The 17,054-nt window shown below is 37.3% G+C and carries 16 protein-coding genes and 1 tRNA gene; 6 read left to right on the top strand and 11 right to left on the bottom strand.

The genetic code is table 11. The annotated features are described in order from the left end of the window. The first annotated feature begins 516 nt into the window (after window positions 1-516). Window positions 517-951, top strand: a complete 435-nt coding sequence (locus JK139_RS14625; RefSeq protein ID WP_218331930.1) for a DUF983 domain-containing protein — start codon at window positions 517-519, stop codon at window positions 949-951. A 46-nt stretch (window positions 952-997) separates the two neighbouring features. Here JK139_RS14625 and JK139_RS14620 read toward each other — a convergent pair whose 3' ends face one another. The 8 genes from JK139_RS14620 to JK139_RS14585 all read right to left on the bottom strand — a co-directional run bounded on the left by JK139_RS14620 (window position 998) and on the right by JK139_RS14585 (window position 9,231). Then, a complete protein-coding gene (locus JK139_RS14620) occupies window positions 998-1,534 on the bottom strand; it encodes a hypothetical protein (RefSeq protein ID WP_218331928.1) in 537 nt (178 codons plus the stop codon). Next, on the bottom strand, window positions 1,516-2,262 hold the full coding sequence (locus JK139_RS14615; RefSeq protein WP_218331926.1) for a hypothetical protein: 747 nt from the start codon (window positions 2,260-2,262) through the stop codon (window positions 1,516-1,518). The genes JK139_RS14620 and JK139_RS14615 overlap by 19 nt, the downstream gene beginning before the upstream one ends. Before the next feature lie 79 nt (window positions 2,263-2,341). Then, window positions 2,342-2,905: a hypothetical protein gene (locus JK139_RS14610; protein ID WP_074418053.1), complete on the bottom strand. Its 564-nt coding sequence runs from the start codon at window positions 2,903-2,905 to the stop codon at window positions 2,342-2,344. Between the two features lie 74 nt (window positions 2,906-2,979). Beyond that, window positions 2,980-4,389 (bottom strand): hypothetical protein, encoded by a 1,410-nt coding sequence (locus JK139_RS14605; protein WP_074418054.1) that lies wholly within the window; start codon window positions 4,387-4,389, stop codon window positions 2,980-2,982. A gap of 41 nt (window positions 4,390-4,430) precedes the next feature. Next, window positions 4,431-7,238 carry a TonB-dependent receptor gene (locus tag JK139_RS14600; protein WP_218331924.1) on the bottom strand — a complete coding sequence of 936 codons (2,808 nt, stop codon included), beginning with the start codon at window positions 7,236-7,238 and terminating at the stop codon, window positions 4,431-4,433. A gap of 211 nt (window positions 7,239-7,449) precedes the next feature. Further along, a tRNA-Ser gene (locus JK139_RS14595) sits at window positions 7,450-7,536 on the bottom strand. A gap of 138 nt (window positions 7,537-7,674) precedes the next feature. Next, window positions 7,675-8,442, bottom strand: a complete 768-nt coding sequence (locus JK139_RS14590; protein WP_218331922.1) for a TatD family hydrolase — start codon at window positions 8,440-8,442, stop codon at window positions 7,675-7,677. A 150-nt stretch (window positions 8,443-8,592) separates the two neighbouring features. After that, window positions 8,593-9,231 carry a polysaccharide deacetylase family protein gene (locus tag JK139_RS14585; protein WP_218331920.1) on the bottom strand — a complete coding sequence of 213 codons (639 nt, stop codon included), beginning with the start codon at window positions 9,229-9,231 and terminating at the stop codon, window positions 8,593-8,595. A 66-nt stretch (window positions 9,232-9,297) separates the two neighbouring features. Between JK139_RS14585 and gltX the strand changes: the two genes are divergently transcribed. The 4 genes from gltX to JK139_RS14565 are packed head-to-tail and all read left to right on the top strand — an operon-like array spanning window position 9,298 to window position 13,666. Then, window positions 9,298-10,818 carry a glutamate--tRNA ligase gene (gene gltX / locus JK139_RS14580; protein ID WP_218331918.1) on the top strand — a complete coding sequence of 507 codons (1,521 nt, stop codon included), beginning with the start codon at window positions 9,298-9,300 and terminating at the stop codon, window positions 10,816-10,818. Between the two features lie 54 nt (window positions 10,819-10,872). Continuing rightward, the gene (locus JK139_RS14575) at window positions 10,873-12,411 is read left to right on the top strand and encodes a glycosyltransferase family 39 protein (protein ID WP_179855931.1); all 1,539 of its coding nucleotides are present in this window, start codon (window positions 10,873-10,875) and stop codon (window positions 12,409-12,411) included. Between the two features lie 55 nt (window positions 12,412-12,466). After that, window positions 12,467-12,886 (top strand): cobalamin B12-binding domain-containing protein, encoded by a 420-nt coding sequence (locus tag JK139_RS14570; RefSeq protein WP_074420990.1) that lies wholly within the window; start codon window positions 12,467-12,469, stop codon window positions 12,884-12,886. A 3-nt stretch (window positions 12,887-12,889) separates the two neighbouring features. Further along, complete coding sequence (locus JK139_RS14565; RefSeq protein WP_218331916.1) at window positions 12,890-13,666, top strand: enoyl-CoA hydratase/isomerase family protein; 777 nt, start codon at window positions 12,890-12,892, stop codon at window positions 13,664-13,666. A gap of 2 nt (window positions 13,667-13,668) precedes the next feature. Here JK139_RS14565 and JK139_RS14560 read toward each other — a convergent pair whose 3' ends face one another. From JK139_RS14560 to JK139_RS14550, 3 genes are all read right to left on the bottom strand, one after another. Continuing rightward, window positions 13,669-14,163 carry a PH domain-containing protein gene (locus JK139_RS14560; protein ID WP_074420988.1) on the bottom strand — a complete coding sequence of 165 codons (495 nt, stop codon included), beginning with the start codon at window positions 14,161-14,163 and terminating at the stop codon, window positions 13,669-13,671. 48 nt (window positions 14,164-14,211) lie between these two features. Then, window positions 14,212-14,562 (bottom strand): hypothetical protein, encoded by a 351-nt coding sequence (locus JK139_RS14555; protein ID WP_074420987.1) that lies wholly within the window; start codon window positions 14,560-14,562, stop codon window positions 14,212-14,214. Window positions 14,563-14,680: 118 nt separating this feature from the next. Beyond that, window positions 14,681-15,010, bottom strand: coding sequence for an alpha-L-fucosidase (locus JK139_RS14550; protein WP_179855930.1), 330 nt, complete (start codon window positions 15,008-15,010; stop codon window positions 14,681-14,683). Between the two features lie 197 nt (window positions 15,011-15,207). On the opposite strand from JK139_RS14550, the gene fumC reads away from it, so the two are divergent. Beyond that, window positions 15,208-16,602, top strand: coding sequence for a class II fumarate hydratase (fumC, locus tag JK139_RS14545; protein WP_218331914.1), 1,395 nt, complete (start codon window positions 15,208-15,210; stop codon window positions 16,600-16,602). Window positions 16,603-17,054 lie beyond the last annotated feature (452 nt).

The raw sequence follows: 17,054 nt of genomic DNA, 5'->3' as shown, positions 1-17,054 counted from the left end.
ATAGATAAAAAGTATCATAAGTAGTTGATTATCAGAAACTATTTGTTTGGATTATGGAAAGGCGGACAAGTCAGGAGTTAAAAGAAACTTTTCATAAAGAAATGATTTAGCAAAGTAACATTTGTCACATTTTTTACATGGATTCATTTTCAACTTTGCAGTAAATGAATTTGTGCGAATGAAACTTTTTACTTTACGAAAGAAACTAATACCAACAGATAGTTATTTGAAAACTTTTTTTCTGAATGGTGCCATTGTAATTGATCTCCGACCGCGTACAGCTTATCAAAACGAGCATGTAGCAAATACCATAAATATCCCCTTTGAACAGATATAAAATGCTATTCCTGTACTTTTGCAGATAAAAAGGATATATATTTTAGTGTGCGAAACCGGTGCAGCCAGCAGTATAGCTGTTAATATGCTGAGGGCTGTTGGTATTGAAGCTTATAATGGCGGTAGCTGACAACAACTAAACGAACAGGTATTTTGTTAAGTAAAAAATGATTGAACAATATGCGTAACCATTCAAAAAATCCGAGCTATTTAATTGCCACGCTTACCAATAAATGCCCAAGATGCAGACAGGGCAATATTTTCGTTACCAATAATGCCTATGATTTTAAACACAATATGGATATGCATGAAAAATGCCCTGTGTGTGGGCAGCCTACCGAAGTAGAAGAAGGATTTTATTATGGTACAGGTTATGTTAGCTATGCATTATCAGTAGCATTCTTTGTGAGTACATTTGTTGCCTGGTGGGTACTTATTGGCATGTCGTTCGATATTGATGATATGCGTATATTTTATTGGATGGGTACGGCCATTGTACTCATCATTCTTATTCAACCTTTTATTATGCGGTTATCACGTTCCTTATGGCTAAGCTGGTTTGTAAAATACGATCCCGATTGGGCTAATCATCCTGTAAAAGACAAATTATATTAATCTACATTTTATTCTTTCACATCCATACCAAACCGTACACAAATCATTAAAAAAATAATTGATACTGCATTGTCAACGTATTCAATCTGCCATTGTTATTGATGGTATTGTTTTCTACAACGTAAACAGGCCGGTTTTGCAAATCGAGAGATATTTTGGCTTGCTGCCCATTTATTAAATAGTGAACACCTATATTAATGGTATGCGTATACAAACCATTTAATTTATCATATTTTGCCAATGTAGAAAATACATCAGGCAAAAATTTGCCCTTTTCATTTCCTGTTTTATTACCGGTTAAACTATTAGTAGCATTCAATAAAGTGCCGTTAGCAGGATTCATAATACCGTTATAGCACAAATAATTACTACCATAATTGGTATTAAAATAGCCAATATAAGCTGAAATAGCAGAACCTTTTTGTGTATTTAGAGGCATATCTAAAAAACTTTCAACAGCAAAATGTTGCATGGGTTGATAGGATGTACCATTATTATTTAAATGCCAGGTTGCATTGAGTTGATAAATACCACCTATGGCTACATTAAAAATTTTTCTTTTTCCTAAATAGGTTCCTGCCATGTAGGGTGTAGTGTGTGGTTCCTGTTCAAAAAACTGATAGATGATATAAGCCTGTTGCTGTAATGAATGTTTTTTTGAGCAAAGTTGGCATCATTACCAATGGGTGGCAAATTAGTTACGGAAGAAGTAATTGGGAAAGGATCGCTCAAAATAAAACGATAGTCAAACTTGCCTAATTGGCCCCGTGCATACACACTTAACTTTCTGCTAAAAATATCGGTTTGATCTACAGTTGTTTGTGCAAACACCGGCACATCAGTGGTTAGGATAGAACTTATACCTGGCTGTGTAAACCGGGAAAGGCCGGTAGCAATGGTAAGACCGGCGCCTATTTTCAGCGTATTATCTTCTGCAAAACTATACTCACACAATGCATCATGAAAAAAAGCCGCAATTTTTCTGTTACCATTACTGTTATATTGCGCATTAAAATTATTTTGACCAAATTGAAAGTAAAGAAAAGCCCTATCCGTTATTTTCCTAAACATTTGAATCCGCGTTCTACGCAGGCCTATATCAAATGTATTTTTTTGCGATTCGCCTTCAACCAGACTACCCAGACTACCCGGATTGTTTTGGTTAAACCGGAGCCAGGTTTGATTTAGAAATGTAAATTGAAAATAGTGACTGCCTGATTCATTCAGTGCAAATCGTAATCCATTTTGCTGCTGAGCATAACCGCCGGTTATGGTAAACATAACCAAATAAACCATTCGTACAAATGTCATAGTTAATTTGTCAAAACGGTAATATAAAGCATAAAAAACGACGTTACAAACAGTTTTACACAAAATTTAAAAAAGAAGGCTATTTTGTCTTTTTGTTTACTGTGCGTTTAAATCGTGCAGTATCATTTGCATAATGGGTGCCATGTAAAAAATCATACCGACTACGCACCAAAAAATCGGTAAGATTTATAGTTTGCTGCATGATTGCACGTTTACCCTGAAATTGTTGTTCAATAGTAACAGACAATATCAATTGATATTGCAGAGTATCTGAATGATGTACCCAAGTGTTGCTATTCTGTTTTGCATTCAATAGTTGAAAGGTATCAGTATCCTGCTGCCAGAGTATGCCTTTCGGTGTACAATAAATTTTATTTAAAACCGATTGAACTGAATCGCCGTGCTGCATTTTATATTGGTATACATGAATCAACAGATCGTTTCGCCGGCTAAAATACTGATAGGTGGTATCCTTTCCATTCACTATCCGCCAGTTTTCATTGCCAAATACATTTTGAATACTATCCATTAAATGTACAGGCATTAATGCAATTGTATCTTTCACAGAATTGGCAGATGGTTTTTTGTCAGCACAACTTAGCAAAACAATGCTTATCAAAAAAAAGAAAGCAACATTTCTCATGCTAAATACATTAAATATTTCATAAACACAAACAGCCCTGTACGATACAAGGCTGTTTGTTAAAGTATTTTATATTAGTTGAATTTAGTCCAGCTTTTCCACCAGGTATCTCCGGGTGCACAAGCACCTATATAAGCCACCGGTGTAAACCAGGCATTTAATTTGGGATTACCAAAAGCAGCACCCGATTTAGCAGGAGAAGCTGCAGTAGGATTGAAATCGGGTGAACTGTAATTAAATGGATCGCCTAAAGCCACATCACTATTGTTATCTAAAATTGCGTTGCCATTGGCAGCAGTATTAAACCAACTTAAAATAGAAGCATCTGTTGCGCCGGTAGGTGCAGTGGTGGATGGTGCATATTTTACCGGTGCAGTGCAACCTGCAATGATGGTATTTTGAACATAGAGGCTGGGTGTAGCAGCTGTAATGTTTAAATCGGTTGGAGTGCCTTTGCTGGCATCAATCAACAAACCCTGCGGCCATCCGGCAATAATAGAATTCATGATGCTGATACTGGAATTTCTTCTGATTTGTGCACCACACAAAAACAAACTATTGCCTTTATTATTTAATTGTGCTTTAGGCCCTAAAACAGTCATATTACTAAAAACAGCATTTGTTTGAGGTAATAACGTACTACCATTTGCGTCGTTATCGCTTTCAAAAGCTTCACTTTTCGAAATATCGGCTACAGCACTATCACGCAGGGCAATACCAAACTGCACTTTTCCCTGAAAACCGTTATCCGTATCAAAATCATCATCTAATGTTCTAAAAGAAATCATGTGTTTGCAATTTACAGTACCGCCAAACCACTCAAATGAATCATCGTTGGCATAAGATACCTGCACATAATCTACCACAGTGCCATTTCCTACACCACCAAAAGTTAAACCATTAATTTCTTTATCGGGTAAAAATGCATACCCTGCATATTCAATTCTAACATAACGTAAAATTCCACTGTTATCAGCAGGATTTGAACTGGAACCTAAACCATACAAGCCCAAACCATCAGCATTATTAATACCGCCTTCAATTTCACCTACACCTGTCTGTCCATTAAAAGAAGCATTGGTGGGCGCCTGACCTAATAAAACAACACCCGACCAATCGCCACGTTGCGGATTGGGCGATTCAGATGTAAATACAATGGGTTTATCGGCAGTTCCATCGGCAATAATTTTAGATCCCCGTGTAATAACTAATCCGCCTGCTTTGTTTAATTCGCCTACAATTTTAGTACCCGGCTCAATGGTTAAAATGGCACCTTCAGTTACATACACCAATCCTCTTAATTTATAGGTATAATTGGCTTTTAAAGTAGTATTTACTTTAATTCTACCTTCTAAAATAGTATTTTCCACCCCCGGTGTTGGTGCAGGATTAGGATTGATGGTGGTGCCCCCATCCATTTCAATTTTGCGGCAACCGGTTATCACTAAAAGTGCCGTAGCCATGAATAAAATAGTTTGTTTCATACGTGATGAAGATTTGGTTTAGAAATGTGTTTTCTGTTTTTTTATTTAAGAATTGTATAAGCAAATGATAAGGTTACATTGGTTCCATATTTTTTTCTGATAGCCAGTGCATCAGTACCTGCATCGTATTTTTTATTATCATTCAAATCATGATAAAAACGTGCTTCCTGGTTAATGATATCAGAAATATTTAATTTAATTTCTGCTCTGTTTTTTAGTACTTTTTTGGCAATCTGCATGTCTAATAAAGGCCTTGGCGCTTCCCATACCGGTGGATTATCGCTGCCACCCACATAATAAATTCGGCGGCCTATTTGATTGAAAAGTAGGGTGGTATTCAGTCCGATTGATGGAACATCATATTGCAAGCCAATATTCAACAAGTAAGGACTTTGTCCCTGCATGGGCCTGCCTAAACTTGGCACACGATTGTAGATGTAAGACAAGTTACCCTGTACTGTAAAGTTTTTGAGCGCAGTGGTAAAGTCTAAGCGCTTTCTAAATTCAATTTCAGCACCAAAACTTTGCGCATCATCAGGAGAAATATAATTAAAGGTACCTGAACTACCTGCGCCTGTACTATTAAAATAAAGCTCAGTAGGATTTTGAAAATATTTATAAAATACACCTACATTCAATATTTCACCTGCTTTAGGATAGAACTCATAGCGCAAATCAAAATTGGTTACTTTGGTACGGGGCAAATTAGGATTACCCGTAATAGTTGCACCTAAATCAAAATCATAAAATGAAAAAGAAGACAACTCTCTAAACTCTGGGCGGATAACAGTTTGCGAGCCTGCTAAACGAAGATTAACAGCGTTAGTTAATTTATAGGTAGCATTTAAGCCGGGTAGCACATCTAATTTTTCGGTATGAAGATAACGGGGATCGGTTTTGCGTACACTGCCCAATAACTGATCAAAATTCTCAACCCTGGCACCCCAAATAATACGCAGTTTGTTGTGCAGTAATTGGTTATCGATTTGTAAAAAACCTGCATTTAAAATAGAGTTGGCTAAATAGCGGTAACGAATATCATATATTTCATTAAAAGCAAATTTATTATCGGTACCATTTCCAAAATTTTGAGCGCTAAAAACAACCGATGGATCTTCTAAACGAAGTGTCGGATTATCGACAGGTAAATAAATTGCAAATGGGCGTGAATCGAACAACCTATCTTTTACCTGAAAAAAGTAACCGGCTTTTATATTTTGTAATTGATTGTTCCAACGTAATGATTTGGTAATATTGGCACCTGTTGTATAAATATAATCATTTAAAAACCCGTAATACCTGCTGCCACTACGTTGCGAAGTTTTTGAGGCACTGATTAACAATGCGTAAGGTGATGAAGGAATAGATGGATCTTCCTGATTATATTGCAAACGCCGCTGATCGGGAATGTATTGATCTAAAATAGCAAAGCTGCCAAACCAATCTAATTTTACTTTCAGAGCTGGTATAAAATGTTCTCCGGAAAGGTTGGTATTGTAATAAGTATTGGCTTTAAACGCCAGTTCAGATGCACGAATATTATCGCCTATAGTTGAGTTGCTTTCAAAATCTTTCCCGGTTCTGCCTGTAGTATAATCAGATGTATTTACGTTGAAAATATTTTTCCAAGATAGTTTATTGTAATTGCCCAATTGCAATGTTAATGAACCCAATGCACCCCATAACACATCGTTAGCATATTTGTTGTTGGAATAATCAAAATTTACGCTTGCCTGATTATTGGAAAATGAAAAAATTCTATTTTTAAAAAAGATACGGCGTGGGGTTAAATTATAGTTTAATGCAAACACACACCCCAGTTTATTACGGTTACCCATTGCTGTATTAAAACCACCTGCTACTCTAAAGTTTTTAGATATTAATTGGAGGGTATTATTTTGTGGATTGGCTGTCCATACATTCTCAAATAATTTTCCATAGGTGGTTTTTTGTTCAGGTGTTAATTCATTAAACACCGATTTAGAAGGAAGGCCGGCAGGCAAAGCACGGGTACCATCATCAAATCCTAAAAAATCGAGTTTGCCACCTTTATAATTATAAAAATCATGACCAATGGTTTGGGTATTAAAACCGGTACCCACTTGTACTTCCATAAACTTTTTTAATGGTACATCGTTGGTGGTAATTTGCACCAATCCACCGGCCCACTCACCTGAATATTCAGGCAAAAATGTTTTATTGATAATGATATTATCAATAATGTTAGAGGGAAAAATATCAAAAGCAAAAGTTTTACGATCGGGTTCAGTACTACTCAATAAAATACCATTTAGCATGGCCTGATTGTAACGATCGGCCAAACCGCGAACTACCAAATAACGGCCATCAATAACCGATAATCCCGGAATACGTTTCAACACCTCACCTGTATTGCGGTCGGGTGTACGTTTAATGGCTTCTGCAGAAAGAACCTGTGCTACTACTGCCGTATTTTTTTGGTATTGAATAGCACTGTTTATGGTTTCTACTTTAGCTTGTGTTCTGGAGGAGGCTTTTACGGTAACATCGCCTAAATTATTACCGGCATCCATTAAGTGAACAGAAAGCTGATCGGTATTGCTGCCGGCATTAACATCGGTAATGGTTTTAGTCTGATAGCCCACATATGCAATTTGAAGTGTATATTTTTTACCAGGAATAGCTTTAAAAGAAAAAATCCCACCTACATTGGTTTTAATTACCATTTGCATATCGCCGCTAATAGTAATGGTAGCGCCTGTTAAAGGTTCATTTTTACTTCCGGTTACTTTACCCTGAATGGTTACTGTTTGTGCAACCACTGCAATAAAAAAGAAACAAGGAATGAGTAATAAAATTATTTTCTTCACAAACAATGGCTTTGTTTGGCGCAAAAGTATTGGTGAGAATAACAGTTAAAGAAGATTTTAGTATTAAGCAATTATTAAGTTTATTAAGTTTATTATAATTTCATCAAAATAACTTGGAACAATGCTTTTAAGCTGTTTATGTACTAAAAAATTAACTGAAAATTAATATTGAAGAAGAAGGAAATTCAAGGAAAACAACGAAAGATAAAAGCAGAGGGGAAGGGATTCGAACCCTCGATACGGTTTCCCGTATACACACTTTCCAGGCGTGCTCCTTCAACCACTCGGACACCCCTCTGTATAATGCCATTTGCTGCTGTGCTTGTTGCAGATGAACGGATTGCGACGCAACAGCAGCACAACCGGAGTGGCTCAGCCGGTATTAAAAATACCAAATTGAATCCATTTACCGGGCGGCAAAAATAGTTGTTCCTTGTTACACATGAAATATTTTTTCAGCATTCGCTGTTGTGATAGCGGTCAAATCTTCTAAAGCAAGGCTTTTAATGGTAGCCAAATATGTTGCTACATATTGTAAATAACTACTTTCATTTCTTTTGCCACGGAAAGGAACCGGGGTTAAATAAGGGGCATCCGTTTCCAAAACCATGTGTTCAACCGGTATTTTTTCTAATGCAGCAGGTAAACCCGCATTTTTATAAGTGAGCACCCCACCAATACCCAACATAAAATCCATATCAATTATTTGTTTGGCACTTTCATAACTACCACTAAAACAATGAAAAATCCCGGTTAACCCTTTCTGTGCAAATGGCTTTACGCGATTGATGGTTTCCTGCATGGCATTGCGGGTATGAATTACGATGGGTAATTTTTTTTCGAGCGCCCATTGCATTTGCAAATCAAATGCCTGATATTGCTGTCGCATGAAAGTTTTATCCCAATAAAAATCAAGCCCAATTTCACCAACTGCCGCAAAAGGCCTTTTGTTCAGCCATTCTTCTACAATTTGCAAGGCATTGTTAACTGATTCGTTTACCGAACAGGGATGCAGCCCCATCATCGAAATACAATTTCCCGGATATTTTTTTTCCATATCCATCATAGCGCTGTAAGTAGCAGCATCTATGGCAGGTAAAAACATTTTTGTAATTCCGGACGCAATGGCACGGTGCACAACAGCATCTCTGTCTTCATTAAATTCTTCAACATACAAATGGGTGTGTGTATCAATCAGCAGCATAAAAAAATTATTTTTTTCACAATAATAATGAACAGGCAACGTTTAAGTGTTGCGATTGTCCGTCAGAAAAAAGTTAAAAAGAACAAATTAAATTTTGTTTTCATAGGGTACGGAATAAACAGGGCCGGAGTATTTACTCTGGCCATTTTTTTATAAAGGAATAGTTTTAAACTGATATCCTTTTTCGGTAAAATGAGCCAACACCTTTGGCAATACATTTTTTAAATGTGGAAATGCTTTTACACTATCATGAAATACAATGATAGAGCCGGGTTGCGCATGGGTTACCACATTCGCCAAACATTCAACAGATGAAATCCGGGTATCAAAATCGCCACTCAGCACATCCCACATAATTACACGAAATGTTCTTTGCATGGATGAATTGGCAGGACGTTGCAATATACCGGCCTGAAAACGGGTAATGCGCCCATAAGGTGGCCGGAATAAGTTGGAATCAATATATTTAGCAGCTTCAAAAACATCATTAAAATAAAGCGTATTATTGGTTTTCCATCCGTCCAAATGCCGGAAGGTATGGTTACCAACAGCATGACCTTCTGCAAGTATTCGTTCATAGATTTCGATATATTCTGCTACATTTTTTCCCAAACAAAAAAAAGTAGCTTTTGCATGGTATTGTTTCAAAACATTTAATACAAAAGGTGTTGCTGCTATTTCCGGGCCATCATCAAAAGTTAAAAATAAAGTTTTTTCCTTTACCGGAATACGCCAGGTTAATGCCGGATACAATTTACTTAACCACCAGGGTGTTTTTACAAAGTACATGGTACAAAGATATTTCTAAATACTTTTATCAGTACAGAAAGTAAGCGGCAGTATTATCTTTGCAGCATGAAGAATAAAAAAGTAAGGGTTCGTTTTGCCCCATCGCCCACCGGTGGTTTACATTTAGGAGGTGTACGCACCGTATTATTTAATTATTTATTTGCCAGGCAACACAAGGGCACTTTTGTTGTAAGAATAGAAGATACCGACCAGACCCGCTTTGTAGAAGGGGCTGAACAATATATATTTGACTGTTTACAATGGTGCGGATTAAAACCGGATGAAAGCCCTGTTAACGGTGGCCCATTTGCGCCATACAGACAAAGTGAAAGAAAAGACATTTATAAACAATATGCCTTACAATTAGTTGAAAAAGGCTATGCCTATTATGCATTTGATACGCCCGAAGCCTTAGATGCTCAACGTAAAGCAATTCCTAACTTTCAATACAATCATCAAACCCGCAGGCAATGCACCAATTCGCTTACTTTAAACCCAGAAGCTGTGTTAGAAAAATTGGCCGGCAATGCCCCTTATGTAATACGTATTAAAATGCCGGAGAACGAAACGGTTACCTGCCATGATTTAATTAGAGGAACTGTTGAATTTAATACCGGTTTAAGTGATGATAAAGTTTTATTGAAAGCAGATGGCATGCCTACCTATCACCTTGCAGTTGTGGTTGATGATTATTTAATGCAAATTACCCATGCATTCAGAGGAGAAGAATGGCTACCCAGCGCACCGGTACATATATTGCTTTGGAAATATTTGTTTGGATTAGATAAGATGCCACAATGGGCGCATTTACCGTTGATATTAAAACCCGATGGTAATGGAAAGCTCAGCAAACGCGACGGGGAAAGATTGGGCTTCCCAGTATTTGCCATGGATTGGACTGACCCCGCCACCGGCAATACTACTACCGGATTTAAAGAACGTGGTTTTTTACCCGAAGCTTTTGTGAATATGCTGGCCATGCTGGGCTGGAATGATGGTAGCGGACAAGAAATATTTTCATTACAGGAACTGATTGAAAAATTTTCGATTGAACGAATACACAAAGGCGGCGCAAAATTCGATTATGAAAAAGCCAAATGGTTTAACCATAGCTGGTTACAACAATTACCTGTACAACAGTATGCAGACAAAGTAAAACCCTATTTTGTTAAAGCAGGTATTACCATAGCAGATGATGCTTATTTGCATAAAGTAATGGAATTGATGAAAGAACGTTGCCAGGTATTACCGGATTTTGTGGAGCAATCTGCCTTTTTCTTCAAACATCCGGAACATATAGATACGGCCTCCATTGCTGGAAAATGGAACTCAGCCAAACAACAATTTTTTGCAGAACTGATTCGCAATTTAGAATTGGCCACCATTTGGAATGCAGAAAATTTAGAAAAAGATTTTAAAGAAATGGCTGCAGCACATCAGCTAAAACCCGGCGAACTGATGTTACCGCTTCGTATTATGCTGGTAGGTGGCAAATTTGGGCCGCATGTTTTTGATATTGCGGCTGCTATTGGCAGGGAAGCAACCATTCACCGGATAAAACATACCCTACAACTAATGCAGGCATAATTGTAAAAAAATGAATAGGAATATAGCAGTATGCTTTATCTTAATGCAAAAAAGATGAAGGCTATATATAAACTCCTGTTTTTTCTGTCATTAATACAATTGTTGCTTCCATTTTTTTTGCAGAGCAGTTTTTATGAACCCCACCGCGATGAATTTTTATATTTAGCTGAAGCCATGCATATAGCCTGGGGTTATTTAGAAGCACCGCCCCTGCTTTCTTTTTTGGGATGGATAACCAATTGGTTAGGTGATGATATATTCTGGATTAAAATATGGCCTGCTTTATTTGGCAGTTGTACCTTTCTTCTGGCAGGTAAAATCATTATTCAATTAGGTGGCAAGAGCCTGGCTTTATTATTTGGATGGCTGCCTTTTATTTTTGGTGGTTACTTACGTTTGTTTTATTTATTTCAACCTAATTTTTTAGAAGTATTTTTTTATACTGCTATTGGCTTTTGCTGGCTGCAATGGATTATTACACAAAATAATAAATGGATTTATTTCAGCGGAATTGCCTTGAGTTTAGGGTTGTTGAGCAAAGATTCTGTGGCATTTTATGCCATTGGTATTGCTATTGGTTTGCTGCTCACCCAACATAGAAAAGTATTCGGCAAACCGGATATTTATTTAGCTGCATTACTTGCCTTGCTGATTTTTTTACCCAATATCATCTGGCAATACCTGCACAACTTTCCTTTTATACACCATATGCAATTACTAGAACAATCACAATTAATACATATAGGTTACAAAGATTTTTTAACGGGGCAGTTACTCATGAATCTGCCTTGTTTTTATATATGGCTTACCGGACTAATCTGGGTATTCTTTTTACCTGAAGGAAAAAAATTCAGATTATTTGGATGGGCTTATCTTACTGTGATTTTTTTATTGTTAGTAATGCATGGAAAGGATTATTATGCCTTAGGACTTTATCCTATTTTATTTGCCTTTGGCGGTTATGCTTTTGAACAGTTTACGCAAGGTCATGCACGTTGGTTAAAATATCCTGCATTAGCCTTTTCAATATTATTGGGTTTATTTGCACTGCCAATATTATTACCTGTTGCAACGCCAGAAAAATTAGCAAGCTATTATTCGCAAACACATTTAAACCAAACAGGTTTATTTAAATGGGAAGACCAAAAAATGCATCCATTGCCACAAGATTTTGCCGATATGATAGGCTGGAAAAGCACTACCACTAAATTGGCTAATTTTTACAATAGCATACCGGAAAATGAAAAAAGCACCACCCTTATTTTCAGCCGTAATTACGCATTTGCAGGTGCCATGAATTATTACGGCAGTCAATACCACTTACCTGAAGTATATAGCAATGAGGCATCTTTTTTATTATGGATGCCCAATCATTACCACATTCAAAACATTATTCTAATAGCTAAACACCTACCCGATTTAAACGACACTGCTTTTCATTTCTTTGAAAAATTTGCAGTAATCGACTCGCTGAATAATCCGTTAGCCAGAGAAAATGGTACAAAAATTATATTTTTTCAAAATGCCAATCCGCAACTAAACCCATGGTTAGATAAAAGAATAGCCAGGTTAAAAGCACCTTATTACCGATAAGTTATAAAATAAATATGCTTTACTTACTTTTGCCAACACAATTCAATACGATTGCATGACAACAGTAATGAACAGGCCCATTAGGGTATTAGTAGCAAAAGTGGGGTTAGATGGACACGACAGGGGTGCCAAAATTATTGCCACTGCCCTTCGGGATGCCGGGATGGAAGTAATTTATACCGGATTGCGACAAACACCTGAAATGGTTGTAAATGCTGCTTTACAGGAAGATGTAGATGCCATTGGGGTTAGTATATTAAGTGGCGCACACATGACAGTTTTTCCCCGTATACTAGAATTGATGAAAGAAAAACAAATGCATGATGTTTTACTAACAGGCGGCGGCATTATTCCCGATGATGATATGAAAACACTACAACAATTAGGCGTTGGCAAATTGTTTGCACCGGGTACACCTGTTAGCGACATTGCCAATTATATTCAGGAGTGGACCATTGAACACCGAAAATTTTAAATGATGTATACTAGTATTTTAACCGAATTAAACAACCACATATTTACCATTACTATTAACCGGCCCGATAAGTTGAATGCCTTAAACAAAGCTGTTTTCGACGATTTGAATAAGGCATTGGATGAAGTGTATACCAACGATGAAATTTTATCTGCAGTCATTACTGGTACAGGTACCAAAGCATTTGTAGCCGGCGCCGATATTACTGAATTTAAAGGCCTGTCTGTTGAAGAGGGAAAAGCATTGGCTAAAGCCGGACAAGATACTTTTTTCCGTATTGAGAACTGCCCAAAGCCCATTATTGCCGCCGTCAATGGATTTGCGTTAGGTGGTGGTTGTGAGTTAGCCATGAGCTGCCATTTTAGGGTAGCATCTAATAATGCCAAATTTGGCCAGCCTGAAGTAAATTTAGGTTTAATACCCGGCTATGGTGGCACACAACGCTTGGTACAATTAATTGGTAAAGGCCGTGCCATTGAATTATTAATCAGCGGTAATATGATTGATGCCAAAACTGCTTTGCAGTATGGCATAGTAAATCATGTTTTTGAACCCGAACAATTATTACCGGAAACTTACAAGCTGCTAGCCAACATCAATACCAAAGCACCTTTGGCCATTGGCGCCTGCATTAGTGCCGTAAATGCCGCTTTTGATGAAGCCAGAGATGGTTATGCGGTAGAAATTGATGCTTTTGGCTTTTGCTTTGCAACCGATGATATGCAGGAAGGAACCCAAGCTTTCATTGAAAAAAGGAAACCTGTATTCAGCGGAAAATAAATTTATAACATAAAGGGGAATAAATCATCCGGTATTTGGTACGCAGCAATATTTTTTAAATACGGCAAATTTTTTGCACCGGTTACTACTACTGAAACCTCTGTAGCACTACAATTGGGGAAGCAAACCATACGCCAGTGCCCAACAGTGGTAATAGCAATAGATTGCTGAACCTCACCATGCAAACTAACGGTAATGATAAGGCTACTTATGGCCTGGCCGCTTGTTATGTCTTCTTCCAATACCATACAATTCAGCATAATTGGTTCTTTAAAAACATAGTTGTATCCCAGATATCTTCTTTTCACAGATTTTTTGTTCAGATGCACCGTATTAACCACCGCATTAACTTTCAGGAGTTCTGTTTTAAAAGCCTTATCAAGCATTGCTTTAAAACCTATTAAAGCTGCTGAATCGGGTGAACTAAACCGCCCTTGCCGGTTGGGTGGCACATTGAGTAATAAATTAGCACCCCTGCCAATACTTTTTGCATACAAACCAAACAATTACTGTGGCGTTTTTACCAAACTATCTTCATTGGCATGCTAAAACCAACCCGGCCTGATACTAACATCACACGCTGCAGGTATACAACAACAACCATTGTAATTACCCGATTGTAAAGTATCTGGAAGAGGTGCACCTATGCCACGGGTAAATCCGGCGGTATCTAAAATATTCCAATTTGTAGTTCCTGCAATACCTTTTTCATTGCCCACCCACCGAATATCTGGACCAATATCACTAAAAATGAGAGTTTCAGGTGAATGTTGACGTACCGTTTTTTGAAAAAACGGCCAATCATACATTTGTTTTTCCCCATTAGGCCCTTCCCCATTGGCACCATCCCACCACAATTCAGTTATATGCCCATAATTTGTAAAAATTTCTTTCAAATATTTACAAATACAGTATTATATGCCGGGGTGCCATATTGAGGATGGTTCCTATCCCAAGGCGATAAATACACCCCAAACTTTAAACTTTTTGCTTTACAGGCTTCAGCACAGGCTTTTAAAACATCTCCCCTACCATTTTGCCATTTACTTTGGGCCACCGTATGTGTACTGAATTTACTGGCCATAAACAAAAACCATCATGGTGTCTGGCCATAAGTATAATGCCTTTAGCACCCACCGCTTTGGCAATACGTGCCCATTGATTACAATCTAATGCTGTTGGGTTAAAAACACTTTCCGGCTCATCACCCAAACCCCATTCTTTATTGGAAAATGTATTGGTACCAAAATGAACAAACAGGTAAAACGACTGATCCTGCCATACCAATTGCGCTTTTGAAGGTAGTGGTAATATTTGTAAGCCATTTGCACCGGTTTGTGACATGCCAAATGTTGAAAAAACAAATAAAAAAAGGAATAAGTATATTTTAAACATAATACATTTTTCATTTTGCAATACTAATATTACTACAATATCTTCCATGCTTCAACAAATCCTACATTTTTAAACCCAAATAAAACTTAGTCATAACTTTGCGCCGTCTTCAAAAAGTTATTTTATTATCCTAAAAAATATACAGCATGGAATACAGAATTGAAAAAGATACCATGGGCGAGGTAAAAGTACCCGCACATGTATACTGGGGTGCACAAACAGAAAGAAGCGTAGAAAATTTTAATATTGCAAGAGATATTAATCAAATGCCCAAACCTATTATTCAGGCATTTGCTTATTTAAAAAAGGCTGCTGCTTTGGCCAACTTTGAGTTGGGTGTTCTACCGGAAGAGAAATGCACCGCCATTAGTGCTGTTTGTGATGAAATTTTAGACGGAAAATTAGATGACCAGTTTCCGTTGGTAGTATGGCAAACCGGCAGCGGCACACAAAGCAATATGAATGTTAATGAAGTAATTGCTTATAGAGCACATGTATTAAAAGGCGGACAATTAACTGATAAAGAAAAGTTTTTACACCCGAACGATGACGTGAATAAATCACAATCATCTAACGATACCTTTCCAACAGCCATGCACATTGCAGCTTATAAAATGTTGATAGAAACGACTATCCCCGGTATCACCAAACTGAGAGATACTTTAGCTGAAAAAAGTAAGGCATTTATGCATGTGGTTAAAATTGGCCGTACGCATTTTATGGATGCAACGCCATTAACCTTAGGACAGGAATTTAGTGGCTATGTAGCACAACTTACGCATGGTTTAAAAGCCATTCATAACAGCTTATCGCATTTAAGCGAGTTAGCATTAGGCGGCACTGCTGTGGGCACCGGCATTAACACCCCCAAAGGATATGATATATTGGTGGCAAAAAAAATAGCGGAATTAACCGGTTTACCTTTTGTTACTGCACAAAATAAATTTGAAGCCTTAGCAGCCCATGATGCGATTGTTGAAGCACATGGTGCTTTAAAAACGGTAGCAGTTAGCTTAATGAAAATTGCCAATGATATACGCATGTTGTCATCCGGCCCACGGAGTGGCATTGGCGAAATTCATATTCCCGACAATGAACCCGGTTCTTCTATCATGCCCGGGAAAGTGAACCCAACCCAATGTGAGGCTTTAACCATGATTGCTGCACAGGTAATGGGGAATGATGTGGCCATTAATATTGGCGGAGCTACCGGTCATTTTGAATTGAATGTATTTAAACCCATGATGGTATACAACTTTTTACACAGTGCCCGTTTAATTGGCGAAGGCTGTGTAAGTTTTAATGACAAATGTGCCATCGGCATTGAGCCTATTGAAGCCAATATTAAAAAGCATGTAGACAATTCATTAATGCTGGTTACTGCTTTAAACACCAAAATTGGCTATTACAAAGCCGCTGAAATTGCGCAAAAAGCACATAAAGAAGGCACTACTTTAAAAGAAATGGCGGTAAAATTAGGCTATGTTACTCCTGAGCAGTTTGATGAATGGGTTGTACCGGCTAATATGGTAGGTTTATAGTTTTGAATGGCAATTAACATGTATTAAATATACATTACTCATTTTAACAAAAACAGAAACGTCTATTTATTTGGCAATTTGTAGAACTCTATAAACGAATGAAATGAATACATTATTCAAACATCTATTTTTTCTAAACAAACACTAAATCATTATTTATAACGCGTTGTGCTATTACGCTCTGAAAATCATACTGGACTTAGGTTTCAATAAACTTTGCTCAATATCAATTAGTTATACATAGTTTACTAAAACACCATTAGGCAATGAGTTTCAAACGAAAACATATTTTAATAGCACAACACGTTATGTATATTTTTATTGAAATTTTGGATTCAGGTTAATTCCTGTATTTATTTGATCTGTTCCGTTAACTAGTCGTTCCTCAAAAACGAATAGAACACAATGGGATCAATAGTTTATGAACAAATGCGGATAAAAAAGGTTGCAGG

Origin of the sequence: Hydrotalea lipotrueae (assembly GCF_019249625.1) — a bacterium.
In the GTDB taxonomy this organism is placed as follows: Bacteria; Bacteroidota; Bacteroidia; order Chitinophagales; family Chitinophagaceae; genus Hydrotalea; species Hydrotalea flava.
The sequence above is the reverse complement of the archived record's forward strand: the minus strand, read 5'-3'. Positions and strand labels throughout refer to the sequence as shown.